Source organism: Cohnella sp. GCM10020058 (assembly GCF_042683485.1).
Lineage (GTDB): Bacteria > Bacillota > Bacilli > Paenibacillales > Paenibacillaceae > Cohnella.
Map to the genome: position 1 here is coordinate 481,250 of NZ_JBHUJV010000002.1, position 25,229 is coordinate 506,478.

At 60.5% G+C, this 25,229-nt stretch carries 20 protein-coding genes; 4 read left to right on the top strand and 16 right to left on the bottom strand.

Annotation, left to right across the window (positions count from 1 at the left end; translation table 11 throughout):
• Positions 1-99: 99 nt before the first annotated feature.
• Entirely contained in the window at positions 100-1,263 is a 1,164-nt protein-coding gene (locus tag ACFSR7_RS05150; protein WP_378159467.1) for a response regulator transcription factor, read from the bottom strand.
• Positions 1,253-3,073 (bottom strand): sensor histidine kinase, encoded by a 1,821-nt coding sequence (locus ACFSR7_RS05155; RefSeq protein ID WP_378159468.1) that lies wholly within the window; start codon positions 3,071-3,073, stop codon positions 1,253-1,255. The genes ACFSR7_RS05150 and ACFSR7_RS05155 overlap by 11 nt, the downstream gene beginning before the upstream one ends.
• A 123-nt stretch (positions 3,074-3,196) precedes the next feature.
• On the opposite strand from ACFSR7_RS05155, the gene ACFSR7_RS05160 reads away from it, so the two are divergent.
• The 3 genes from ACFSR7_RS05160 to ACFSR7_RS05170 all read left to right on the top strand — a co-directional run bounded on the left by ACFSR7_RS05160 (position 3,197) and on the right by ACFSR7_RS05170 (position 5,488).
• Complete coding sequence (locus ACFSR7_RS05160) at positions 3,197-3,532, top strand: L,D-transpeptidase (protein ID WP_378159469.1); 336 nt, start codon at positions 3,197-3,199, stop codon at positions 3,530-3,532.
• 141 nt (positions 3,533-3,673) lie between these two features.
• A complete protein-coding gene (locus tag ACFSR7_RS05165) occupies positions 3,674-4,261 on the top strand; it encodes a hypothetical protein (protein ID WP_378159470.1) in 588 nt (195 codons plus the stop codon).
• A gap of 282 nt (positions 4,262-4,543) precedes the next feature.
• On the top strand, positions 4,544-5,488 hold the full coding sequence (locus ACFSR7_RS05170; protein ID WP_378159471.1) for a transposase: 945 nt from the start codon (positions 4,544-4,546) through the stop codon (positions 5,486-5,488).
• A 437-nt stretch (positions 5,489-5,925) separates the two neighbouring features.
• Here the strand turns inward: ACFSR7_RS05170 and ACFSR7_RS05175 are convergent, their stop codons facing one another.
• From ACFSR7_RS05175 to ACFSR7_RS05240, 14 genes are all read right to left on the bottom strand, one after another.
• A complete protein-coding gene (locus ACFSR7_RS05175; protein ID WP_378159472.1) occupies positions 5,926-9,237 on the bottom strand; it encodes an ATP-binding protein in 3,312 nt (1,103 codons plus the stop codon).
• Complete coding sequence (locus tag ACFSR7_RS05180) at positions 9,224-9,886, bottom strand: response regulator (protein ID WP_378159473.1); 663 nt, start codon at positions 9,884-9,886, stop codon at positions 9,224-9,226. The genes ACFSR7_RS05175 and ACFSR7_RS05180 overlap by 14 nt, the downstream gene beginning before the upstream one ends.
• Positions 9,887-10,204: 318 nt before the next feature.
• Positions 10,205-11,254, bottom strand: a complete 1,050-nt coding sequence (locus tag ACFSR7_RS05185; RefSeq protein ID WP_378159474.1) for a lactonase family protein — start codon at positions 11,252-11,254, stop codon at positions 10,205-10,207.
• Positions 11,255-11,292: 38 nt separating this feature from the next.
• Positions 11,293-12,213, bottom strand: a complete 921-nt coding sequence (locus tag ACFSR7_RS05190) for a hypothetical protein (RefSeq protein WP_378159475.1) — start codon at positions 12,211-12,213, stop codon at positions 11,293-11,295.
• A gap of 11 nt (positions 12,214-12,224) precedes the next feature.
• Positions 12,225-13,100 (bottom strand): ROK family protein, encoded by an 876-nt coding sequence (locus ACFSR7_RS05195; protein ID WP_378159476.1) that lies wholly within the window; start codon positions 13,098-13,100, stop codon positions 12,225-12,227.
• Positions 13,101-13,280: 180 nt separating this feature from the next.
• Positions 13,281-13,778 (bottom strand): hypothetical protein, encoded by a 498-nt coding sequence (locus ACFSR7_RS05200; RefSeq protein WP_378159477.1) that lies wholly within the window; start codon positions 13,776-13,778, stop codon positions 13,281-13,283.
• A 124-nt stretch (positions 13,779-13,902) separates the two neighbouring features.
• Positions 13,903-16,272 carry an ATP-dependent helicase gene (locus ACFSR7_RS05205; protein ID WP_378159478.1) on the bottom strand — a complete coding sequence of 790 codons (2,370 nt, stop codon included), beginning with the start codon at positions 16,270-16,272 and terminating at the stop codon, positions 13,903-13,905.
• Positions 16,273-16,411: 139 nt separating this feature from the next.
• Positions 16,412-17,491: a lactonase family protein gene (locus tag ACFSR7_RS05210; RefSeq protein WP_378159479.1), complete on the bottom strand. Its 1,080-nt coding sequence runs from the start codon at positions 17,489-17,491 to the stop codon at positions 16,412-16,414.
• 678 nt (positions 17,492-18,169) lie between these two features.
• A complete protein-coding gene (locus ACFSR7_RS05215) occupies positions 18,170-19,399 on the bottom strand; it encodes an MDR family MFS transporter (RefSeq protein WP_378159480.1) in 1,230 nt (409 codons plus the stop codon).
• A 167-nt stretch (positions 19,400-19,566) separates the two neighbouring features.
• Positions 19,567-20,031 (bottom strand): DinB family protein, encoded by a 465-nt coding sequence (locus ACFSR7_RS05220; protein ID WP_378159481.1) that lies wholly within the window; start codon positions 20,029-20,031, stop codon positions 19,567-19,569.
• Positions 20,032-20,165: 134 nt separating this feature from the next.
• On the bottom strand, positions 20,166-20,366 hold the full coding sequence (locus ACFSR7_RS05225) for a CLC_0170 family protein (protein ID WP_378159482.1): 201 nt from the start codon (positions 20,364-20,366) through the stop codon (positions 20,166-20,168).
• A gap of 27 nt (positions 20,367-20,393) precedes the next feature.
• Positions 20,394-21,647, bottom strand: a complete 1,254-nt coding sequence (locus ACFSR7_RS05230) for a Ger(x)C family spore germination protein (RefSeq protein ID WP_378159483.1) — start codon at positions 21,645-21,647, stop codon at positions 20,394-20,396.
• Complete coding sequence (locus ACFSR7_RS05235; RefSeq protein WP_378159484.1) at positions 21,637-22,740, bottom strand: GerAB/ArcD/ProY family transporter; 1,104 nt, start codon at positions 22,738-22,740, stop codon at positions 21,637-21,639. The genes ACFSR7_RS05230 and ACFSR7_RS05235 overlap by 11 nt, the downstream gene beginning before the upstream one ends.
• Entirely contained in the window at positions 22,737-24,407 is a 1,671-nt protein-coding gene (locus tag ACFSR7_RS05240) for a spore germination protein (RefSeq protein ID WP_378159485.1), read from the bottom strand. Before ACFSR7_RS05240 ends, ACFSR7_RS05235 begins: the two co-directional genes overlap by 4 nt.
• A gap of 119 nt (positions 24,408-24,526) precedes the next feature.
• On the opposite strand from ACFSR7_RS05240, the gene ACFSR7_RS05245 reads away from it, so the two are divergent.
• Positions 24,527-25,228 carry a class I SAM-dependent methyltransferase gene (locus ACFSR7_RS05245; protein ID WP_378159486.1) on the top strand — a complete coding sequence of 234 codons (702 nt, stop codon included), beginning with the start codon at positions 24,527-24,529 and terminating at the stop codon, positions 25,226-25,228.
• The last annotated feature ends 1 nt before the right edge of the window (position 25,229 follow it).

A 25,229-nucleotide genomic window follows, 5' to 3' on the forward strand; every position in this document is an offset into this window, starting at 1 on the left:
AGCTCAGTATAGAGAGAAGTGTAAGCGGAAACATTCGAGAAAATTAGCGTAGCGATTTGGACGATATTGATATGGGGCTGACAACAGGCGCCTTTCCCGCTATTCTCCGCCCCTCAGCTCGCCGGGGGAGATGCCGAAGCGTTTCTTGAACACGCGGTAGAAATAAGCCAGGTCCTCGTAGCCCGCGAGCTTGGCCGCCTGCTTGATCGAGACCTTGCCTTCGCGCAGCAGCGCCTCCGCATAAACCATGCGCCGCATGGTAACGTAGTCGGTGACGCCTGTGCCGACATGCGCCTTAAAGGCGCGGCTGAGGTGCTCTTTGCTGACGAAAAAGCGATGCGACAGCGACTCCAGCGTCAGCTCCTCGGCAAAATGCGCGTCGATATGGGCGCGGATCTCGTCCAGGTCGAGCCGAGTCCGACCGCGAATCGCCTTCGCCGCCGCATCGGCAGCCTCTCCGAGCCGCTCCGCCAGCGCCAACGCCGCCTCCTCGGGTGAGGAGCCGGGACCCAGCCGTCCCTCGATCCCGCTCCAGATCGGGACGATATCGATCCCTTGCTCGGACGCGAACTTCTCCAGCATCGCCAGCGCGTCCTGCGCCAGTCGGCCCGGCAGCCCCTGCAGCTCCTCCGGGGACAGCGCCCGCGTCAAGTACCTGCCGAGTGCGGCATAAGCCTCTGCGATGCCCGCCCGGTCCAGCTCCTGCAGGCTGGCATAGATACGGCGCTTTTCCAGGGCGTAGCGCTCCAGTACGGCCAAGTCGGCGAATGCAGTCGGGAGCCGCCAGTCGCCTGCAGGCGCGCCGCTCCCCAGCGCAAGCTTGTCCGATGCGGCGTTTAATTCAACGTCCGCTGCCGCGCCGGTTCCCGAGCTTGGTGCGGACGCCGCATCCAGCTCCCGAACGCAAGACGCCAGCGCGGCGTTCAACTCGGCCGGATCGAGCGGCTTCAGCAAGTAATCCACCGCTTTGGAACGGATCGCCTGCTTCAGATAAGCGAAGTCGTCGTAACCGCTCATGACAACGATCTTGGCCGCCGGAAAGCGCGCCCCAAGCTCGTTGAGCAGCTCCGTCCCGGACAGGCCCGGCATCCGCATATCGGTTACGACGATATCCGGCGCGAGTTCTCCGATGCGGCGCAGCCCTTCCGCCCCGTCCTCGGCTTCGCCGACGACCGCGAGTCCCAATCCTTCCCAATCCGCGAGATCCTTTACGATCTCGCGAGACCACGGCTCGTCGTCAACGATCAGAACGTTATATGTCATTCCCGTATCCTCCCTCGCCAGCCGCCGGCACTATGATCGCTACCAGCGTTCCCTGTCCCGCGCAGCTCCAGACGCGTATTCCGTATTGCGCGCCGAACTGCAGCTTAAGCCTGGCGTCGACGTTGCGAATCCCGATGCCGCGTCCCCGCTTCGGCTCGGCTGTCGACGCAGCGTCCGGCGCCGCTCCTGCGCCTCCGCCGGCGCCTTCGCCCAGGCGCCTGGCGCCTCCGGCGCGCAGCTCCGCCCTGATGCGGCGCAGCTCGTCCGCCTGCATGCCTGCCCCCTCGTCCTGCACGAGCATGACGATCCGTCCGCCGATACGCCGGACACGGATCGCAAGCCGCCAACTGCCGGGCTTGCGTTGAAGACCATGCTCGAACGCATTCTCAACGATCGGCTGCAGCGTGAACTTCGGCAGCCGCCCCTCGAGCGCTTCCGGGTCCGTCTGCAGCGAGATCGTGCATCGGCCCGCAAACCTCCGCTCTTGAATGAACAAATAGTTGCGGGTATGCGTCAGTTCGTCGGCGACGGGCACGGTCCGGTCCTCGGAGCCGATCGCATAGCGCAGCAGCTCCCCGATGACCCTCGTGACCTCATAAATCTCGGGCGCCTTCTTCTTGAGCGCCATGCCGCCGATCATATGAAGCGTATTGTTCAGGAAATGCGGGTTGATCTGTGCTTGAAGCGCCAAGAGCTGCGCATCCTTTACCTCGATCTCCCGCTCGTACTCGTCCTCGATCAACTGCCTGATCCGTTCCATCATCGAGTTATATCCGCGTTCGAGCAGGCCGATCTCATCCCGGCTACGGACGGACATTGACTCGAAGCCCTGAACGGGCGTCGTCCGCATCAGCCGGGCGAGCCGGACGATCGGGCGGCTGATGCCGAGCGAGACGAGAACCGACAGCAGCGCGGACGCCGCGGCGAACAGCGCGCCCGTCCAGATGCCCGCCTCAATCGTTGGCCGCGCGCTGCGGCTGACCGACGAGATCGGGACCGCTTTGAGTACCGCGAGCTGCCCGTCCCCGATTCTTTTCTGAAAGACGAAGTAGCGGTCCGTCCGCTGAAATTCCAAGGCCGCGAACGCAGGCGCCGGACCACGGAGCAGTTCCGCCAGGCGGGCATCGTCCGGCGGCTCGGAGGAACCCGACAACAGCTCGCCTTCGTCGTTCAGCACATAAACCAGGCTGTCGGGTTCCGAACGCAGGATCCGGCCGACCTCCTGCCACACCTCCCGGTCGATGCGGACGGAGATGCCCCCGATCAGGGCTTGGTCCTCGAACCGGTTAATGCCGTGATAGGCATACGTACCGTCCGGCGTCTGCTTGAAGTACATATTGACCGGCCCCTGCGAGATTCGCGCCCAAGGCGCATTGGCGGTTATATCGAATGTTCGAATCAGCCCGCTGGTCGTATAGTTGACCGTAAACGCTTTCCGATAAGCCTGCATGTACAGCGTCAGATCGTCGACCTTGCGCGAATTGGCGTGAAACGCCGAAGTCAGCTTGTCCCGCAGCAGCTCTTGCGTCTTATACTGGACGACAGGGTCGGGGTTGTCGATGTCGCCGAGTCCCCGCATCAGCTCCTGATCGATTTGCAGCGTATAAAAAAGAATATCGATCTGCTCAATCAGCTCGTTCATGTACTGATCCGCCCACAGCATGCGCGAAGTGTCGGCGCCCACGATTTCCTTTTCGACCGAGCTTCGCGTATTGTTCGCTGCCAGCCAAGTCACCGTGACGACGGGCAGCGCCGTCAGGCAGATCATCAAAATGGTCAGCCGCATGCGCAGGCTCGTTCGTTTCAGCATGCAGCGTCCCCCTCTCCGTCGTCCGTCCTTGATGCCAAGCTTATCGGAAGCTTGCCTGAGGCGCAAGACGCGAACACGGTACCTTTTTTCGCATAAGCTGGCTTTAGAACGGGAGGGATCCGCATGGCATACCGGATTATCGTCGATCTGTCGGACCGCATACTCTACTTGCTGCAAGAAGATACGGTCGTGAACGGCTACCCGGTCGGCATCGGCCGGATGGTGACGCAGACGCCGACGGGCGAGTATAGCATCATCAACAAACAGGCGCAGCCCGGCGGACCGTTCGGCGCGTTCTGGATGGGACTGTCCAAGCCGCATTACGGCATACACGGCACGAACGATCCCGCATCGATCGGCCATTACGTATCGCACGGCTGCATCCGCATGTACAATGAAGACGTCCTCGCGCTCTCGCAGATCGTACCGATCGGCACGCGGGTAACGATTCGGCCGTAACTTTTTCCAGTCGATCGTCGCGCAAACGGTGGCGTTTCCGGGGCCGGCAGCCCTTTTCAGATTAACTTTTCCTGAGAAACTCGTATCTGGGCTCGTTCTTTGGTAGGATAGGAAGAATTCGAGTATAAAGGTTGGGATGACATGACGGAAGCTGCCGGCACGGAAGAACTCGATCTTCAGGAAGCGGCCGAACTGTTCAGATTAATTTATCCCGCTTTTGCGGCCCTTCTCGATAAAGCGGAGGCCGCGCGGGGACCGCTCAAGGAATTTCACTTGGCGATGGCGGCCGAGCATGCCAAGAGCGGCGTGCGGATTCTCGGATGGGACAGCCGCCGAGCCATTAACGCGATATTCGAGCTGTACAAGGAACACTATCTAGTGGAGGGGCGCATCGCTGCAGATCTGTGGGCGGCCGATCAGTTCGGCTGCGATCTCGAGGCCGCGATCGTCGAGTCCGAGGATATCCGCGAGCTGGAGGAACGAATCAAGGCCGTCGTGATGCAGATCCGGCAGCGCGAATCCGAGCTGCAGCGGCTCCGCCGGGAGCTGGGCCAGTTGGAGGAGATTCGAGCCGAGCTCAGCCGGCCGGTCATCCTCCACGGCACCGCAGCAAACTTGGTAGGAGGCGCTCCATCGGGCGATACGCCGGGAGCAAGCGGACGATCGGACCCAATGGAGGCGGACGTCGCAGAGGCAGATCATGTGCCCTCGCCTACGCCGGCGCAATGAAAGAAACAGGATGGGCGGGAAGGTTCCATGCGGAATCGCCCGCCTTTTTATTTTCCGAAATCCATCAGCACGCCCCACAATTTCACATCCCATTCCTATACACGATGTATCTTCGCCGTTTTAACAATATCCCGTTGAATCAGGAACATGTTGATTGAGGCACCTGCTCGCTCGCCTTCACGCGCCACCGCCATTTCCCCCAACCTTCACTCGAAAAAAGCTGTACAATCCCATCCACAATCTGCTAAAATAAGAACAAATGTTCTCAACGGAGGGATCGTTATGCCCAGCCGCTACTCGATTCAGGACGCCATGCCCCGCTTCAGTCAAGAAGATTGCGAGCAGTCCCTGTTTGCCGCCAAGTGGCCGCATGGCTTCCTCTGTCCCCGCTGCGGGCATTCGCAATATTACGAAATATCGTCCCGCCAGCGCCCCCTGTTTGAGTGCCGCTCCTGCGCCCATCAGACCTCGCTTACGGCCGGCACGGCGCTCGAGGGCTCGCGTACGCCGCTGACGAAGTGGTTTCAGGCGATGTTTTTAATGCAACTTGGCATCAGCGCCCGGCTGCTCGCGGAACTGATCGGAGTTACATATAAGACAGCCTGGCTCATGAACCACAAGCTCCGCCATGCCATCGGCGCATGGGATCTCGTGCGGCCGCTTGAAGGCGACCTGCAGTTGCTGGACGAGTATTATGGATACGAGTACCATCGCTATATCGGCAGCCTCATGGTGCAGGAAGCGCTTAGACCGCAGCCCATCGTCGTTGGCGTCGCTCTCGATTGCGCAGATAATATCGTTCATCTCAAAATGAAGGCTGTCGACGGGCCGGAAGGCGACGATGCGACCAGGCCTGGCGCGGACGGCGAGGAGGCGTCGGAGCATTTTGTGCGAGTACACGTCGCCAGCGGAACAGCGGACAATCGCGTACAACGGCTGGAGCGCGGCCACCGGGGGCAAACCCCGCTGCATGTCGCCTGGCGGGAAGCCGTGCGCTGGCTGACATGGACGTTCGGCGGGATCGGCCCAAAGCATCTGCAGGCCTATTTGAATGAATTCTGCTTCCGCCGCATCCTATGCCGCAACGACATGCTGGCCGAGCTAATCGCTTGCTGCGCTGCAACAGAGACCATTACCTATCGCCGACTGGTAGGCGCCCGCTCCGGCATCCGTCCGATCCCTTGGGCACTCAGGCGCAAGGCGCGCAGCCAGCGACATGCGGTATAGTATCAGTTGTTCGCATGCGTCCGATTGCAAAGAATCGGCGTTTTCTTAGTTGAACGCCGGTTGACCAGACTATGAACGCACGGATCATTCCTGATTGAACGGGATAGAAGTTCCTTATAGTCGAACTCCGACTTACCGTTTATTTCCAGCCTGAACTCAGTGATGCCGATAATCATTCGTTCGTTTTGTTAAACGCCGACGGTTCAACGTTCCTGCTTATTCGTTTTGATTTACGCCAACGTCTCGACGTTCCCGCGTATGCACCCCTCCACCTGAGCGAAGGGGATATTGTTAAAACGGCACGAAGAGCTGTTGCTCCTGAGACAACCCCCATTTTCTGAATACCAATTGCAAAAAAAGCGGACTCGCGCAATTGCGCAAATCCGCCTCGTTGTCTTGCTAGAATAAAGTCCGTCGCTCATTGCAACTTCTTTTGCTTACGCGGGCAGATCCGGTCTCTTCGCGCCGGTCTCTTCCAGCGGCAGCATGATGACCAGCCTACAGCCGATGCCCGGCTCGGCCTCGCCGATTGTTACAGTGCCGCCCAGCAGGTGGACGCGCTCCATCATGGCGCTGAGCCCGAAGCCTGGTTTGGAGGCTCCGTAAGGCTCGCCGTCGCTGACGAGCTCGAATCTCACCAAGCCTCCCTCCTCCGCGAGCACGAAGCGGAAGCGGCCGCACCGTCCATGGCGAAGGCCGTTCGTAATGCCTTCCATCAAGGCGTGGTATACGACCTTCTGTGCGAGCGCTCCCATCGGCGGCAGCGGGTCGGGCCGGTACTCGAACAATACGTCCGCCTGGCCCGTGCTGTCCCTGATCAGCTCGCGCAGCGCTTCCTGAAGATCGAAGCCCGCTTCGTCGTCCTTTAGCATCCGCACCGTTCGTCTCACGTCGTTCAAGCCTTTGCGGATCATCTCGCCGGCAGCGTTCATCCGTTCCACGGAACGCGGAAGGTCGCGGTCCGAGAGCTTTTTGGCCGCTTCGATCTGCACGATTGCCGCCGTCAGCGAATGTCCGACCAGATCGTGCATGTCGTGCGCGATCCGGCTGCGTTCCTCCAGCACCGACACCTCCGCCAGCGCCTCCGCCGTCTCCTTGACCGATCCGGCCAAATGACGGTTGGCCTCTTCAAGCTCCTCGGTCCTCCTGCGCACGAGCTCCTCGAGAGACAGATGAAACTGCGCCAGCTTAAGCTGAATATCCACTCTCGCGAGCAGTTCGCCCTGAGAGAAAGGCTTGGTCAGATAATCGTTTGCGCCTGAATCGAAGCCGAGCGTCAGCCGGTCCAGCCGGTTCTGCGCGGACAACAGAATGATCGGCAGCTCGCCGGCCGTCCACCGCTCGCGCGCGAGGCGGCATACTTCATAGCCGGTCTTGCCCGGCATCATGACGTCAAGAAGCATCAGATCCGGCTTTCCGTTGTGTTCCAGCCAGGCGGCTGCTTCCGCGCCGTTTGCCGTCTCGACGAGCCGATATCCGCTTCGGCGCAGATAGTGCCTCAGTACCTCCAGATTAACCGGTTGGTCGTCCGCAATCAGAATTAAAGGAAGGCGCTCTTCGCCGCTCGTCGAACTTGCCGGCCTATCGCCCGCATGCATCTCTCCGTAGCTCCCAAGATCCGGCGGCAGCACCGGGAGGACTGAATCTGTCTCAATTCCATCGTTGCCGGCTTCGCCCCTATCGTCCCTTCCAGTCGCTAGGCTAACGGCATCCATGCCTGCTCTCGCAAGCTGGCGCGCCCCCGTCATGACGATGCCGTCGTCTGCAGCCTTCTCTCGTCCAGCCGCGGCTGGCAGCAAGAACGAAGCCGTCGTTCCTATCCCCAGCTGCGAATCGAGCTTCAGCTCGCCGCCGTGCAGCCGAACCAGACGGTTGGTAATCGGAAGTCCGAGCCCCATCCCGCCCCCGTAATCCGACGCGGCAGCCCCGAACGGCTCGAACAGCATCTCTAAACGCTCCGCCGAAATACCGGAACCGCTGTCCGAGATGACGATTCGAACAGCCTCCTTCTCGCGCGCAGCGGACACCAGGACCTGTCCCGATTCCGTATATCGAATGGCGTTGCCGATCAGATTGTACAAGATCTGTTCGAGCCTGGCCGAATCCGCAAGGACGGTCAACCGCTCGCCGCCCCTTGCGACATCCGCTCTCTCCACCGAGAGCTGCAGTCCTTTGCGCTTCGCCAGCGGAGCCAATGCCGCCGCAACCGTCTCGCATGCACCCAAAGCATCGACTTCGGCCAGCTTTAATTGGATATCTCCGTGACGAAGGCGGTCCATGTCCAGAATATCGTTGACCAGGTGCAGCAGCCGATCCGCGCTGCCCCGCACGAGCTGCAGATTACGCTGCATCTCGCCGCCGACGGGGCCTGCGGCGCCGTCCAATAACGCGTCAGCCAAGCCTGCGATGCCATGAAGCGGCGTACGCAGCTCGTGGGAGGTATGGCTTAGAAAATCATCCTTTAATCTCGACAAAGTCCCCAGTTCCCGGTTCGCCGCCTCCAGCTCCGCGGCATTGTGCTGTAAGGTCCGGTATACTTCCGAAAAGCGGCCGAGCAAGATCATGCCAAGGCAGCCTACGAAAATCAGCAGGCTAAGCTGCAGACCGTATAGAATGAGGAGAAACGTCCACATGGGCATGATGCGTTCCAGATCGATTCCGAATAAAGTATCTGCCGAAATATTGATCAAGTGCAAGCATGCGCCAAGTATAAGGACGCCGTAACCGAGCAGCAGCCACTTGAATTCCTCGTTGCTCCGCAGCACGAGCGAAGCTCTGCTTCGCAGCACCGTGTAGCTCATTAGTACAAAAACCGCCGCAAATGGAATGACAGCCCATTCCAAGGCTAGCTTGCTGTACAAATAAGGAGATGTCAATGATGATACGGCAGCGACGGCCGTATACCCGAGTACCGCTGCTCCCATCCAGCGATAGAACCTTCGATATCGGCCGTGAAGCATGTTGCCCATAAAGCCGATTAATCCGAACATGGCCAGCGGAAATAAAAGATCGCGAAAATATTGAAGACGGGTTACCGGCAGGTCCAAAAACAGACGCAACGATACGATCATGGAGAAAAATCCGATCCCCGCGCATCCCGTAATCAGCGCAAACCATAGATAAAGACGCTCCTGCCGTCTTCTGACAAATACCATAAACGCCGCGGCGGATGCACTCGCGAATATGATTGAGAAAACAGCGGGCACCCAATCGTTTTGTACCGTAAGGCGGTCAATTAAATAACGATTTCCGATCACGTTCCAATTTTGCGGGAGCGCATGCCGGTCCCATATCATTTTGAACGCCAGATCGCGAGGTTGGCTGCCGGGCGTCAGCTTGACGACCTGGTAGGTTAAATAGGGATTAAGATACGGATCCGGATTGTCCATATTGTACCGGAACAGGAGCCTGTCGTTCTCATACACTTCAAATGACTTGGCGTACAGCAGCAGCAAATTGGGATCAACAGTTTCTAGCTTGGGCATCTCTTTTTCGAGCCAATACACGCCTCGATAAGTCTTGAGCTTCTCTTTTTCCCGGGTATCAAACGGTATCCAGTTGTCGGACCCGTCGCCTTTCCGCTCTCCCCATAAGACGTTCCACTTGCCGCCGTAAGTGACTAAATACTCGCCGCCGGCTTCGCCATGAGGCCCTTTGAGGCTCGCAGGCAGCAGCACCGTCATCAGACATATGGCGATCAGGACCAAACTTCTCCACAAAAACGGAAGAGGCGCCTTAACGATATTCACTTTGCAGCAGCTCCTTCATGATTCCGACAGCCGCGCGCCGGTCGTTGGTTCCGACCTTGCCGTAGATAACGCTGACATAGTTTCGCACGGTGCCTTCGCTCATAAATAGCGTAACGGCGATTTGCTTGTTCGAGTAGCCTTCGATCAGTAGCAGAATGATCTTGCGCTCGCGTTCTGTAAAAAACAGGCCCATCTTGTGCAGCTTCGCCTCGTCGAAGTCGTACGTATCGGTCGCCGTCAGTCTGGACGCCAGCTTTGCGGCAATAACCGGAGGCAGAAGCAGTTCGCCTTGCATCGCCTCTCGCACCGTCAGAACGACGCGTTCCGCCGCGATGTCCTTGAGCAGAAATCCGTCCGCGCCGCCCGCCATCGCGGCAACGATATATTTGTCCTCGGCGAACGTCGTTAAAATAAGCACGATCGTCTTCGGGTACTCGCGCTTGATTAATTTCATCGCTTCAATACCGTCCATAACGGGCATCTTGATGTCCATCAGAACGATATGAGGCCGATAAATGCCTGCAGCCTCATAGGCTTCGCGCCCGTTCTCGGCCGTGCTGACGACATCCATATCGTCCTCCAGCTGCAGGATGGTCTGCAAGCCCTCGCGCATCAGCCGCTGATCATCTGCGATGACGATTCGGACCATGATATGTGCCCCCGTTCTCTCGTTGCGCACCGATTGTGTGCATTCGTTTTACGCAACCATTCTCCCCCTGATTCTAGCAGACACCCGGCAGGCCGGATATAGCCGCAGGCAAAGCAATGACCGATGCATGACCGATGCAGCCGCGTCATAGGTCTAACAACCCAAGTCATGTGACGGACATGACGAATCATGGTGACAGCGACACTAAGCAAGTGTGCAAAGCGTGGACAGTTTAGGGATTCTGGAGGGGGGTATAAAAAAGGGCGATTCAGAAGGCGCTGCCTTCGAAATCACCCATTTAGTGTCGCATGCAGCCGATTAGCCGAGGCGAACGCACACCGGCTTGATCATGTGGTACTCGCTGCCTGCATGCTGCGGGAAGCCGTCGTCGTCGATGCGCATGACGACGATGTTGTCGCCGTTCTGGTTGGCCGCGAGCAGCCAGCTGCCGTCCGGGAGCGCCAGGAAGTGGCGCGGGAAATGTCCTCCGCTTGGCGTATGGCCAATCAGCGACAAGCAGCCGTCTTCCCCGACGCGGAAGGAGACGATGCTATCGTGGCCACGGTTGGAGCCGTATACGTACCGGCCGTCAGCCGATACCGCTACCTCCGCGCAGTAGCTCTCCCCGCCGTAACCCTCCGGAAGCGCCGATACGGTTTGCAGCGGCTTGAGCGAGCCTTCGTCGGCGTTAAGCCGGAACACGATGATCCTGCTCATCAATTCGTCAATCAGGTAGACAAACGGACGGGTCGGATGCAGCGCGAGATGCCGCGGCCCCGAACCCGGCGTCACGTTCGTCTCACGCACGGCCGCAAGACGACCGGCTGCCGCGTCCAAGCGGTACGTGTATATCTTGTCCGTCCCGAGATCGCAGGCCAGGTAATAAGACGTGCCCGGCACCGCGTAGATCGAATGCGGGTGCGGGCCTTCCTGGCGCTCTGCGTTGACGCTGCCGCCTTGATGGGCCACCGATTGCACCGGCTCTCCCAGCGCCCCACGCGCCCCGATCGGGTAGAGGCTGATGTTGCCGCCCGTATAATTGACAAGCACAAGCCAGGCTCCCGATGGATCAATCGCAAGATGACAAGGCGCGCCGCCCTGCGAGGGCTGCCGGTTGATCTCGGTCAGCGTATGCGCTGCCGAATCGTACGCATAGGCGACGACTCCGCCGGCCGGATCGGTCTCGCTGACCGCGTAAAGTACGCTCGACTCGGAATGGTAGGCGAGAAACGAAGGATTATCGATGCCCGCGACGCCGCCGATCTTGGACAGTGCGCCGGAATCCGCGTCGAGCCGCAAAATATGAATGCCTTCTTGATCCGCAGACCGGTAAGAACCTACGAACAGCGGTGCATAGGACTCCGACATATGAACCTCCTAAGTTATCGTTGCGAATTGGGGACGTGTCACTCGAGCAGCGAGATCATCTGGACGACGGGCCGGAGGTCTCCCGTGAGGGAAGCCTCGCGGCTGCGTAGCTGCGACGAGCCGTCTCCATCGAGAAAGATGCCGTCCGTCAGTGCAGGACGTCCCGGAGCGCCGAGAAGCTCGAGAATGGCGGCGCGAAAGTCGGCCAGCGTCCCGCGGTTCTCGCTGACCACGAGATATAGATTGCCTTCTTCGTCGAAAACGGCACCCGAGCGCAGCCGAGGCTCGTCCATGAAAGGCGCATGCTCGGCAATCGCCTGATCGTGCCATGACGCGTCTTGGCCCAGGCTCATCGAGATCCCGCCCTGCGCCCAATAGCGGGTCGGATCCGATACGCTTAGCTCCCCCGGCTTGCTTGCAACCTGAACGCTGAGCCGCTCCGACACGCGATCCCACACCAGCGTACCCCGGGCGTACTTCACATTTTCCGCACCCGATCCAAAGCCGCCCGTCGCGCTGCCGTCTCCCGCGACAGGCACGCCGTCGACGACTGCCATGCTGAGCAGCGAGCTGTCATAGAAGAAGCCGCCGTTAATGCCGTAAAAGGGCGCGATCGCGACATTGTCGCGAATGACGGCAAGATTCACATTGGAAGGCTCCGTCTCCAGGTAGTGGAGCCTCATGCCGTTCGCGGCCGTGGCGGTTCCGTAGTCGTAATGCGAAGGCGGATTCGGAATCGGCTTCGCCTGCAATCCCGATCGGCCGTCGCCCGTGCGCAGCATGAGGAAAGCCAGTAAAGCAAGCGCGGCTGCAAAAGCCAGCAGAATGACGCCGACCCGCAGGATGCGCCTGCCGCGCTGCCCTTCCGTGCGCTCAGCCTCCGGCAGCGGAACCGGCCGACTGCCGGCTGGCGCTGCGCCCGTCTGCAACACTTCGTTTGGTCCGGGCGACGTGTCCATCCGCCCGTCCCTTAACGGCCCAGCGCCCGCAGGCCCAGCGCCAGCGCGCCGGACAGACCGGCGTTATCGCCGAGACCCGGCGGCACGATGTAACCGTCGATGCCCGCTGCCAGCGCGTCGGAGTGCACGTAGCCGTTCAGCGCCTTCAACACCTCGGCGCGCACGAGCGGGAACAGCTGCGGCTGATGCATGACGCCGCCGCCGAGTATGACGCGCTTGGGCGACAGCATGAGCACTGCGTTGGCTACGGCTTGGCCGATATAGTAGGCCTCCATCGCCCAGGCAGGGTGGTCCGGCGGCAGCTCGTTGCCCGGCACCTTCCACCGGCCTTTTAGCGCAGGGCCCGCTGCGAGCCCCTCTAGGCAATCTCCGTGATACGGGCAGAAGCCCTCGTATTTGTCGTCCGGATGGCGACGCACGAGCACGTGGCCGCCTTCCGGATGCACGAGCCCGTGCACCAGCTTGCCTTCGGCATAAACGCCGACGCCGACGCCCGTGCCGATCGTATAGTAGACGCAGCTGTCGAGCCCAGCCGCCGCGCCCCAGGTCGCCTCGCCAAGTGCGGCCGCGTTGACGTCCGTATCCCAGCCCATCGGCACGTCGAACTGCTGCTTCATCGCCGGAAGAAACGGATAACCCGACCAGCCCGGCTTGGGCGTCGTCGTCACGTAGCCGTAAGCCGGACTCGCCTCGTCGATATTGATCGGACCGAAGGAGCCGATGCCGATGGACTCCACTTCCTTGCCTTTAAAATATTCGAATACTTGCGCGAGCGTCTTCTCCGGATGCTCCGTCGGAAAGCTCACCCGGTCTTCGATCGTGCCGCTCTCATTGCCGATGCCGCAGACGAACTTGGTGCCGCCCGCTTCAATTGCTCCTATACGCATGAAAAAACGTTCCTCCTATGTATCTGCTATAGCTAGGCTATGTCCATTTTACTCTGAACCGAACGCCGAGTTCAATGAAACGCGGCATCGCTGCCCGCAATTCCCGGCCTGTTCCGCCGGGCAACGCGAAAAGGAGCCCATCGTATGGGCTCTCTTGTCCGGCACCTTAGGTGCGGTGAATCACCGAATTCCTGCGGACGCAACCGGAAATCCCCTCCGGTCAAGCCGGCCGATCGCTGCAGCGTGAGTTAAGCCTGCAAATCCGTTCGACCGGGGACGCCCCTTTTTCCGAAACACGAGCTTGCGGCCCGTCCACATCTCGTCAATCTCGCAGGCCTTGACGTCGGACAAGCCGCATGCCGCGCCGATCCTCGCTACGTCTTCTTCGCCAACGTCGGTATCTAGCAGCGTCTGCCCCTTTGGCCAGGACACCCAGAGCATGCCTCTGGACGACAGCTGCCCGGCCAGCCGGGGGATCCGCTCTTCCAGCGCGGCCTGTGTCTTGACGAACAAATGAATAAAATCGATCGGCCCTGCCGGCGTATCCAGAAACCGTATGCCCGCGGGCGACGGACCGAGCGAGTCCAAGTAGATCAGCGGCGCGCCTTCAAAATAGAGCCTTTGGTAGGGCCTGAGCCCCAGTCTCTCGGAGAGGGGTTTGGTGGAATAGCGGGACACGCGAAGTCCTCCTTCTCGTCTGCTTCCCCTATCATAGCCCAATCCTCCGCCGTCATCAGTCACAGCTGTCGTACAAACGGTCACCAAAAAGCGTGACTCCGGTCATGCTCTTCATCTCATCGTGTCACGTGACCCGCTGTTTTTCCGGCTTCAGCAGCCCCATCTCCATGCACACCTGTGTAAGCAGTTTTTTGTCTCCCTCGGCAAACGATACGCGAATCGCCTCCGCGTCCGCCGACAATATGACGCCAGAGCCGAATGTCCGGTGAGAGACTCGTCCCCCAGGCTTCAAGTACGCGGGCAGCTCGCCCTGCCAAACTGTCGTCGCTGGCGCCGATGTCTGAGAGAGCCGTCCCGCGACGCCGGCGCCTGGCCGCGACGATGCCCGCGGTGCGCCTGCGCTTCCCGCTTGTCCTGTGCCTCCACCGTGCCCGGCGCGTTCTGCGCTGCCCAATCCCGTCTGGCCGGCTGCAGTCCGCACGCCTCCGGCTTCGCCCGCCGCGGCGCCAAAGCTGCGGACCGCCGTCATAAAGCGCGACTCCTTGACCGCCGCGCCGTCCTTCTTCTGATAGACTACAAGCTCCAGGTGACGCTTCGCCCGCGTCATGCCGACATAGAAGAGGCGCACGGCCTCCTCCATGTCGGCAGCGTCGCCCTTGTCGTACTTTTTGATGTCGTCGTTCGAAGGAATGACGCCTTCCGCGAGATCGATCATGTACACCCGGTCGAACTCGAGCCCCTTTGCGCTATGAAACGTCGACAGCGTCACCGCCTCCGGATCCCGGCTGCGCGACCGCGCGCTGCGCAGCAGCGCCTCCAAATACTTCAGCCGTTCGGCAAAGTCGGTCATCGAATCCAGGCCGTCCGCGATGTCCTCAAGCGTGTTCAGCACCCCGAGCAGCATTTCCTGCCGGAAACCGAACCGTTCGCACAGCCGCTCAATGGCCCGTTCATAGCCGAGATTGTAGCGGATCGTGCGGATCGCCTGCCGCGCATTCATCGCCTGCATCCGCCCGAACGTATCTTTGTTTTCTTTTAGCTGCTTGACCTGGTACTCCTTGAGCGGCACCCGCTCGATGAGCGTGTCGAAGACGGACGCCGTTCCCCCTCCGATGCGCAGCAGCGCGCCCATCTGCTCCCGAGTGATGTAGCCGGCGAGCTTCGGATAGATCTTCTCGAGCAGCTCGGGCCTGCGGTCCGTGTAGGCCATCCGCATGAAGTTCAGCACATCCTCGACCACCCAATGGGAAAAGAAGCGCTTATCCCCGTCCTTCAGGTTAAAAGGAATGCCCGCGCGGTCGAGCGCGTTGACGAGCACGAGGGCGGACGTATGATTGCGGTACAGCACGGCGGTCGTAACTGAAGGCGTGCCCGCGGTCGAACCCGTCAGCGCCGTCGTCACGTATTTCGCCTGCGCCTTGTAGTCGGCCAGCATGCGCAAAGAGACGCGGCCGCCGGCCGGATTTTTCGTATACATCGCCTTGTCGTAACGGTTCTTGTTGCGCCGGATGAAGCGCGCCGCCGTCTCCACGATCTCGGGCGCCGACCGGTAGTTGCGCTCCATCTTGAGCACTTCGGCCGCCGGATAATACGACTTGAAGTCGAGCAGGTACCCGGGCTCCGCCCCGCGCCAGCCGTAGATGCTCTGATCGTCGTCGGCGACGACGCACAGGTTGCCGTGCGAAGCCGCCAGCAGGCCGACGATGCCGAACTGGACGAGCGAGGTGTCCTGGCTCTCGTCGGTCATGAGGTAGTCGTACCTGTGCTGATAACGGCGCAGCAGCCGCGGATCTTCCGACAGCGCGAGATGGCAGACCGTCAACATGTCGTCAAAATCCAGCAGCAGCCGGTCGGTACCCTCGTGCTTGTAGCGCTCGTATGCGCGCAGCAGCTTGTCCGCGTCCTTCAGCTCGCATTTCGCCTCGCTCCACCGTTCCTCGGGCAGCATTTTATTTTTGATATAGCTGATATAAGTCGTCAGGTCCTCCATTTGATCCTCGGTCAGATTCCCGCCGCCCGTCATCGTCCGGTAAAGCTGGCGCAGGATCGGCTTCTTGTGCAGCACCGGCAGGTCCGCCGCGCGCAGCTCGTCCTCTTCCTCCTGCTCGATCTCGCCCTCGATGAGCTGGTAGGCTTCGCCACTCGCCCGGTAGTACGCGCGCACCACCTCGAACGCGAAGCTATGGATCGTCGAAAAGCCGACCTTGGCGCCCGCAAGCTCGGGAAAGAGCGCCGCGAACCGCTCCGACATATCCCGTGCCGAAGCCCGGCTGAAGGTCACCGCCTTGATCCGCCCCGGGTTGATCCCCTTTTCCGCGATCAGGTACCCCGTCCGCATCATCAGCGTCGTCGTCTTGCCCGAACCGGGCGACGCCAGCAGAAGAAGCGGCCCCTCGGTATGAAGGACCGCCTGCTTCTGGACTTCATTCAGCTCTACGCCGGCTTCCCGCCGTTTGCGTTCAAAAAATCGTTCGTGGTTCGTCGTCGTATTCATAGTTCGATTATAGCACGAAGGGCGGTGGAACCAGAACATTTGATCGCAAAAATTAAGGTTGCCGGTATCTGGAACCATCCAGGTCAGCCTCTAAAAATCATTGGCTTAATCTTGGGAAGCGGCATTCAGCGGCATCCGGTTATTTGCCGGCAAACTCCGCGAACCTTATGCACACCGGCTTGGACACGCGCAGCTCGCTGCCGGTAGGCAGCAGCTTGCCGGTGTCGGCGTCACGGCTGAAGGTCACGATGTGGTTGCCGTCCCGGTTGGCGACGAGCACGAACCGGCCGTCCGGGGAAACCGCGAAGTTGCGCGGATGTCCGCCGAGTGTCGGGGCGTATTCGACCGGCTCGAGCAGGCCGTTCTCCGGATCGATGCGGCAGACGACGAGACTGTCGTGGCCGCGGTTGGAGCCGTACAGGAATTTGCCGTCCGGGGACAGGTGAATGTCCGCGCAGGCGTTGTCGCCGGCGAACGAATCGGGCAGCGTCGAGAGCGTCTGCACGACCGCCAGCTTCCCGGCTTCCGCATCGTAAGCGTACACGGTAAGCGTGCTGTTCAGTTCGTTGATGCCGTATCCGAAAGGAAGCTGCGGGTGGAACACGAAGTGTCGAGGTCCCGAGCCGGGGGCGACGGCGGTCTCGCTATGGCGCGTCAGGCTGCTGCCGGATAGATCCAGCTTGTACAGGAAGACCTTGTCTAATCCGAGATCGGACACGGCGGCAAAACGGTTGTCGCGGTCCACGATAACCGAGTGAACCCGCGCCTGGCTCTGGACAGGCAGCGCGCTCGCGCCCTCGTGCCGGTGAATCTCGAGCGTCGGACCGATATGACCGTCGTCCTGAGCGTGGGAGACGCCAAACAGGCCGCCATGATAGCTCGCCGCCAGAAGGAGACGGTTCGTCCGGTCGAGCGCAATATGGCATGCGGTCGCGGGGATCGTCTGCGCTTCGTCCAATCGTTGCAGCCGGCCCTCGGCGGACTCGAAGCGAAACGATGCCGCCGCGCCCCGGCGCGTGCCCTCGGCGTCTTTGACCTCCGTGAGGGAGTAGATCGTGTGACTTTGTTCGTTTACGGCAAGGAAGGTCGGGTTCTGCAGCCCCTCCGCCTGGTCGAGCATCGTCAGCTCGCCGGTGCGCTCGTCATATGCGCAGGCATACAAGCCGGGACCGTCCGCATCCGCATAGGAACCGATAAAGGCAAATGTTCGTGTCGCCATCAAGGCAAGACACCTCCAAGTTTCGCTAATCTAGTCGCGCTGGCCGCATTTTATCACGATTCGCGAGGGAAAGCACGCGGAGCGGCTTACAACTCATTGCGCCGCCATATGTCCCGCTTCAAAAGCGCTTTACTCGTTTGCAGTAACCAACTAATCTACGATTTTTCGCAGCCGCGCGTCCCTTTCTTACAACCGGACAACTCAGCTGCGGCCTCGTTATCCGCGCTTACAGCGGCCTGGGAACAGAGCTGCACGGAAAATCCGTGCAACGTTGTACCGATAAGCGCCTAGGGGCACTAACGCCTACGCCGAGTCGACCAAGAAGAGACAGATAAGCGCCTAAGGGCACTAACGCCTACGCCGAGTCGACCAAAAAGAGGTAGATAAGCGCCTTAGGGCACTAACGCCTCCTCCGAGCCGCCCAAGAAGAGGCCGATAAGCGCCTAGGGGCACTAACGCTTCCTTTGAGTCGCCGAGGGGCCAGCTTTTCGACGCTATACCCGCACCCGTTTACAGTAACCAACTCTTCCTGCAGCCGCGCTTTCCGCGCTTGCAGCTATGATTTCCGTATAAGAAGCTCTGCGAGACCGGCATTACTTCCAGCTCGAAATACCCACTCGCGCAGGCGAAGAAAAGCCGAGACCGCCTCCGGCCTCGGCTCTCCCACCATCCTTTCCGCTATATCGCCCTGCGCCTGCCCGCCGCGGCGGCTGCACGGCGATCGCCGCGGCCGCCTGCCCAGTAGATGAGTGAGGCCAGCAGCACGACGACGGCCATCGCCGCGAACATCGTCCGCCCCCCGTATTCGCCGAGCAGCCAGCCCCCCGCCCAGGGCCCGATAAATTGGCCGAGGTTGGTGAAGGTCTGCGCGCCGTAGTAGGCGCCCCGCAGATGCTCCGGCGCCAGCTTGTCCAGCAGCATGGTGGCGGCCGGGTAATTCAAGATCTCGCCTACAGTGAACAGGATCATCGCTACAACCTGCAGCGCAAACGTCTCTGCATAACCGATGCCGGCGAGCCCCAGCGCAAAAAACAGGTTGCCCGCATGCAGCGCGAACAGCGGCGGTCGCTTGTTCGCCAGCCAGCCGAGGGGTAGCTGGAGCACGATGACGGTGACTGCATTAATCGTCAGCAGGTAGCCGAACATGCGGTCTCCGTGGCCGAATACCCGGTCCAGATGCGGCGCCATGTTGCCGAACAGCTGGCTGTAACCGATGCCGACGACGATCCCGCCCAGCAGAAACAGCTGCAGCGCAGCGTCCCGCATGATGACGCGTCCGGCGTCCGCGATCGTTGCTTTTCCCGCCTGCTTGCCGCCCTCGATGTCCTTGATGCCGAAGCCGATCATCATCGCATAGAGCGTGACGGCATACACGAAATAAATCGCTCCCGTGATGATAAAAGCGAGCCCGCCGTTGCCCAGACCGAGCCAGACGCCGAGCACCGGCCCGATCGCGACGCCGACGTTGGCCATCAGATAGCGCATGGAGAACACCTTCATCCGGCGGTCCTTTGGGGTGAGGTCTGCCATAAGCACCTGGGACACGGGCTCGAACCAGGAGCGGCACAGGCCGTTCATCAGGCTGAGCAGCAGCAGGACGAGCGGAGATTCGGTCAGCGCGAAGCCGACGAACACGCCGCTCCATACGAACAGGGAGGTGAACATGACCAGACGGCGGCTGTAACGGTCGGACAGCGCACCGCCGAGAAAGCCGCCGAATGTAGCAGCAAGCGCGCCGGCGCCGACGATAAAGCCGATCCCGCCCGGCCCCATGTCCGTATGCGCGGCCAGATACAGCGCGAGAAACGGCATGCTCATGGAGGTGGCGATGCGGGCGATCATATGACCGATCAGCAGCGAAAATACGATAGGGTGATAGGAGGCTAAAAATCCGCGAAGTCTGTTCACGCTAGCTGCACCACGATTCTGCGATAGTAAATTACTATCATAACGGATCGGCGCAGCATTGTAGATAGGGATTTCGTTCCATTTTTGAACAAATGATTAATGTTTGTACAACTGATTAACCGCATCCGGAAGGAAGCGCGCGTCATCGGCGAGCGCCTCCTCGCGGTTCACTCCATATCCATCGCCCGCAAATGATGCTCCAGATGCCGCATGTAATCGTCCGCCCACTGCTCAAGCGTGACCGTCGTCCCGTCCGGAAGCGCAAACGTCCATTCGCTTCCGCCCTGCGGCAGCCCTGCCCACACGTCGGCAATCCGCGAATTCAGCGCGAGCCACAGGCTCAGCACATGGTCGTAGGAAGCCGCCTGATAACGCTGGCCGCTCACCCAGTCGTCCTGCGCGTAAGGGATCAGCGGCAATGGCTGCGGCTCGATCCGGATCCGTACGAACCGCATCAGGTTGTGCAGCGCCGAATCGCACAAGTGGCCCAGGATCTCGAGCTCGGACCATTTGTCCGGCCCCGGGCGCGCCTTCAATCGTTCCTCGGACCTGTCCGCCAGCAGCAGCGGCAGCTCCCGGATCCATCCGCGCAGCCTGGCTTCCGCATCGCGCACCGTCATCATTTTCGTCATTCAAGTTCGCCCCTCTTCAACCCGGAATATGAACTTGATTGTAGCGAATCGAGCGACGAAGCAGGATGATTGTTATCGATGGCGATTATCGGCGCTGCCGATACGGCCACGGCCCAGATGCCAAACAGCCGGCTTCATACCACCCATTCCCGCACCAAAAAGCAGGCGCCTAGCGCGATATTCAGCCAGCCGGCGAACCGGGCGAACTTCTCGTCCTTCCGATGTCCGGCCGCCCTGCATCTGCGCGCGTCTACCAAGAGCACCAGCGCGCCGCCCAGGAACCAGATCGGAATGGAAAACGCAAAGTAGTTGACGCCCTGAACAAAAATCGGCATGCGGAACCGCTCTCCTTTCCGTCATGATTACTCGGCTTTCATGCCGATACGGCGAATCTTCATGTCAATGTCGATTTCGTATGCGATGTCCTTGTACATGCGCTGCCAGCGTTCTTTGGTCCCCACGTTCCGGTTCCAGTAACCCGGCGCCTTCGCCCTGACGTACTCACCAAGCCCCAGCACGTCCGAACCGAGCGACTGCGTCTTTCTCATGAACGACTCGATCAGCTTCTTGGCGCCCTTCTTCTGGCTCTCTTCGATCTCACGAATCACAGACGGGTCCTGAATGTTCAGCTCGTTATTGATTTTCTCCTCCAGATTGAGCTCGAAGGAGACTTTGAATTTAAAAAAGGGCTTGCCGTCGCGAATTTTGAATGACGTTTTCGCCTCGCGGTGCGTGACATGCGTCATCACCTCCGTATTCCTGATCTTCACGAAGGCGCTGTAGCCGCCCGGATTGTTACCCTTGAGGGCCATGTACACGGCGATATCGAGCGGCATCGTCGCACCGACCATCCGGCTGTCCTGGAAAAGCGCCAGCCCCTGCGTCTGCAGCGACTGATTTTTTTTCAATTCAACGTAAGGCAGAAATCCTTCTTGCCCCAGCTTCGATTTGCGACTCCAGAATAGGCCGATGTAGTCCTGCGGAAATTTACCCATGCGGATGCCCTCGTCCAGCGTCGTCATCAGGTACAGGGACGGAACCCGCTCCAGCTTGGGCGAAGCCTTCATAAGCGACAGCGCCTCTCCCTTGGCCACCATCATCCAGGCCATGCGCCGTACCTCCGAGTTGCGGTGAAAGTAGTCGTCGACGTTTTCCAGGCCGAACCGGGCCATCTCCTCCGACACGACGATGACGCGCAGATGACCAAAAAAAAGCTTGGCGGACAGCTCCTGCTGCATATTCATGAGCGCATCGTTGACGGAATGGCCGACGACATCGAGAACCCATACGGTCTTCTGCGGATCGTTGCCCCCGCCTCCGCCCCCGCTCTCCCCGGGCCCTAGCGGAATGCGCCCCGGCAGCGCGATCTGCACGCCTACGCGGATCAGGTCCGACGCCGGAGGACCGAGGCCTCTCACGTAATGAGTGATCGCCTCCTCCTCGCTCTCGTCTTCCGGCGGCGCCTTGTCGATCGAGATGCCCAGCACGATGGCCCGATCCTCGATCTCGGTCCTGTCCCAGCACCCGCACAAAAGCGCTGTGACGGCCAGCAGCGGGATAAGCCGCCGAGCCAGGAGAACGACCGGCTTCCATGGTTTCAGCCCGTTAACGCTCAAGCGTACGCCCCCTTTTCTTGCGCAGAATGGCGATCAGCAGCAGCAAGGCCGGGTATACGATCGTCAGCCCAAGGCCGATGCGTCCGACGTACAGGACGGCCTCGTACATTTTGACAATATTGGCCGGCACCATCGCAACGACGAATACAAAGGGGAGCAGGAAAAATGTAAAAATGCGCGGCTCCTGCAGGCGCAGCAGCTGCGTGAGGGATTGGCTGGTCAAATAGTAGCTGGAGAGCAGCGTCGTAAAGACAGCCGTGACCCACACCGCCAAAAAAGCGCCGTCCAGCCGCTCCAGGACATTGGCAGGCAGCGAGGTCGCCTTGGCCAGCTCCAGCGTCGGCCATAGCAGCTGCCTGATCTCCTCCGCGCCGAAGACGCCGATGACGGCGATGACGATGACGACATACAAGCCGCCGGCGATCAGAATGGAATAAAAACTGACTGCAAGGGCTTTAGCGGGCCTGCGCATGGCGGGAATGACGATCGTCATGACAAAGGAGCCCTGGAAGAGCGCGGCGATCGTCACGATTCCATCAAGCATGCCGGCCGGCTGATTGCCCCAGACGGGCTGAAGATTGAGCGGCTCCGCATTTTTGAGCGACAGCGCGACGATCATCAGTACGGGCACGAGCAGCAGCGGAACGTAAAAAAAGTGAATGTATACGAAGGTTGACAGCGTATTGCGCGTTGATATCGCCGCGAGCAACAGCATGACGATGACCGTCACTTCGACCGGTGTCTGCTTTAAGACCGACGTGACGACGACCTCGCCGAACTCTCTGGCGGTGAGCGACGTAAGCAGCGCAAAAAAAAGGATGACGCACACGCTGACCGCTCTCGCCGGCCATTTGCCGATCAACCGCTCGCTGTACTGAATGATCGTCTGATCGGGAAAACGCATGCCCAGCAAGGTGATGAATAGCAGTCCGATCATGGCGAGGATGCACGCCAACAGCGTTACCAGCGGACCGCCGGTATCGGCCGCCCGGACCGCGAACAGCGGCAAGGGAAGCACGCCGACGCCGATGATGGTGCTAACCAGAACCGCCGAAGCCTGTAAGCCGGTAACGTCCCGCGTTGTCTTCGTCATGTCTGTCCTTCCTTTGCGGTTGATGGGGGAGGTGCGGCGTCGCCTTTCTCGCCGTTCGTCTCTGGCGGCTCGGTCATCTCCGGCCCGACGCGGACGGCATCTTTGGGATTCAGAAAAGCGGGGCGGCGCTTCATCCACCAGAGCGGCCCGCGGATCAGCACGTCCTTCATCCCCTCCGCGTTGACCGGCACAAGCGGGCTCAAGTAAGGCACGCCGAACGACTTGAGCGACAGCAAATGGTTGGCGATCAGGATCAATCCGATCATGACCCCGTACAGTCCGAATATGCCGGCGATAATGATCAACGGGAAACGCAGCAAGCGGAGCGCCAGCGCCGCGTTGTATGCCGGGGTCGCGAAGGAGCCGATCGTCGTAAGCGCGATGATGACGACCGTGATCGGGCTGGCAAACCCGGCCGCAACGGCTGCTTGCCCGATGACGAGCACGCCGACGATGGACAGCGCGCCGCCGACCTGTTGGGGCAGCCGGATCGTCGCTTCCCGCAGCACCTCCATCGAGATCTCGATGATCAGCACCTCGACGACCGCCGGCCACGGGACGCCTGCGCGGCCGCCCGCGACCGCGACGGCGAACTCGGTCGGGATCAACTCGGGATTAAACGAGATGACGGAGACATAGATTGAAGGAAAGACGAGCGAAAACACAAGCGCCACCAGCCTCGCCATCCGGATCGCGCTCATCTGCATGAACCGTTCGGTGTAGTCCTCGACAGCCTGGTAGAACTGGTTGAACACGGTCGGCACGATCAGCGCGAGCGGCGAGCCGTCGACCAGAATCGCGACTCTGCCTTCCAGCAGGTTCGCCACGACTTTGTCCGGCCGCTCGGTATATTGGACCTGGGGAAACGGCGACCACTGGTTGTCCTCGATGAACTGCTCCAGGTAACCCGAATCGAGGATCCCGTCGATGTCGATCGCGCTGATGCGTCGTTCGACCTCCGACAGCAGCGCCGGGTCCGTCAACCCGTCCATGTAGCAGATTACGACTTTGGAGTGCGTCTTGCGCCCGATCGTCAGCTGCCGCATTCGAAGCTCGGCGGACTGCAAACGGTAGCGGATGAGCGCGAGATTCGGGCCGAGCGGCTCGACGAAGCCCTCGCGGGGTCCCCGGATGACCTGCTCCGTACCAGGCTGGTCGATGCCGCGTTTGTCGATCTGCCGGGTGCCGATGACGAGCACGCTGGTCGAGCCGTCGGCGGCCATGATCGTGTCTCCGCGAAGAAGGGCTTGAATCAGCGCGTCGAAGTCCTGCGTATCGCTGCAATCGGTATGCCACAGCGCTTCGTTCGCCAGCCGTTCCAGCAGCTGCGGGGAAGTCCATTCGGCCGGGTCCGATCCGGGTGGAGCGCTCATGGCAGGCTTCAGGATCGTTTCGTTTAACGCCGTCTGATCGAGCATATTGGGAAAAAAGAGCATGGCCGCCGGAAACGAACCGAAGATGCGGAATCGGCGAATCGACAGCGTCGTATCGGTACCCAGCACGCGAGTGACTTCGGCGAGCAGCTCGTCGAGCCGCCCGTTCAGCGGCTTGCGGGCCGGCGATCCGTCTTGGCGCCCGCCGTCCGGCCCGGAAGATCCCGTCGGCGCGCGTTTGCCTCGCTTGGGCTTGCCGGACAGCAGATGCGTACGATTTCCGAACAATGGCAATGCAAGTCTCTCCCTGAAGGCTGACGTGGGTGCAGAGTGTTAAGCAGTGTCGGCTAACCGCGGTACGTTTAAACCGGTCCGTCCAAAGTAGACGAGAAGATCATTCGGGAGGAATGCGCATGTATACGTTCTGGGAGCCCGTCATCGAGATGTTGTTCCGGTTCCGCAAGCCCAAGCGGATTGTCGAGGTCGGCGCGGGCCAAGGCTTTCACACGCACCGCATGCTGGAGTATTGCAAAAAAGAGGATGCCGTTCTGTATGTCGTCGAACCGACCGATTTTCCCGCCTGGATGTTCCTCAAGTCGAACTACGGCGACCGACTGCGCCATATCAGAGACTACAGCCTCGACGCGCTGGCTTATCTTGAAGACTATGACGCGATCTTGCTGGACGGCGACCACAACTGGTACACCGTCTATCACGAGCTGCTGGCGATCGAGCGGACCGCGGAGCGGACAGGCAAGTTCCCGCTCGTGCTCCTGCACGACGTGGGTTGGCCCTACGGCCGGAGAGATATGTATTACTTCCCGCAGACGATTCCGGAGGAATACCGGCAGCCGAGCGCGCTCCAGGGCCTTGCGCCGGGCAATCCGGGGCTGCTGGAGCGCGGGGGGCTTAACGATATCGTCCACAATGCGGTCGAGGAGTTCGGGCCGAGAAACGGGGTATTGACGGCAGTCGAGGACTTTCTGGCGCTTACGAAATTCGAGCTGAAGTTCCACCATACGATGCGGCAGCACGGCCTGGGCATTTTGCACGCGAAGGAGCCGGCACTCGATCATCTCGTGCCGGCGCTGCTCGGCGCGCCCTTCGGGATATAAA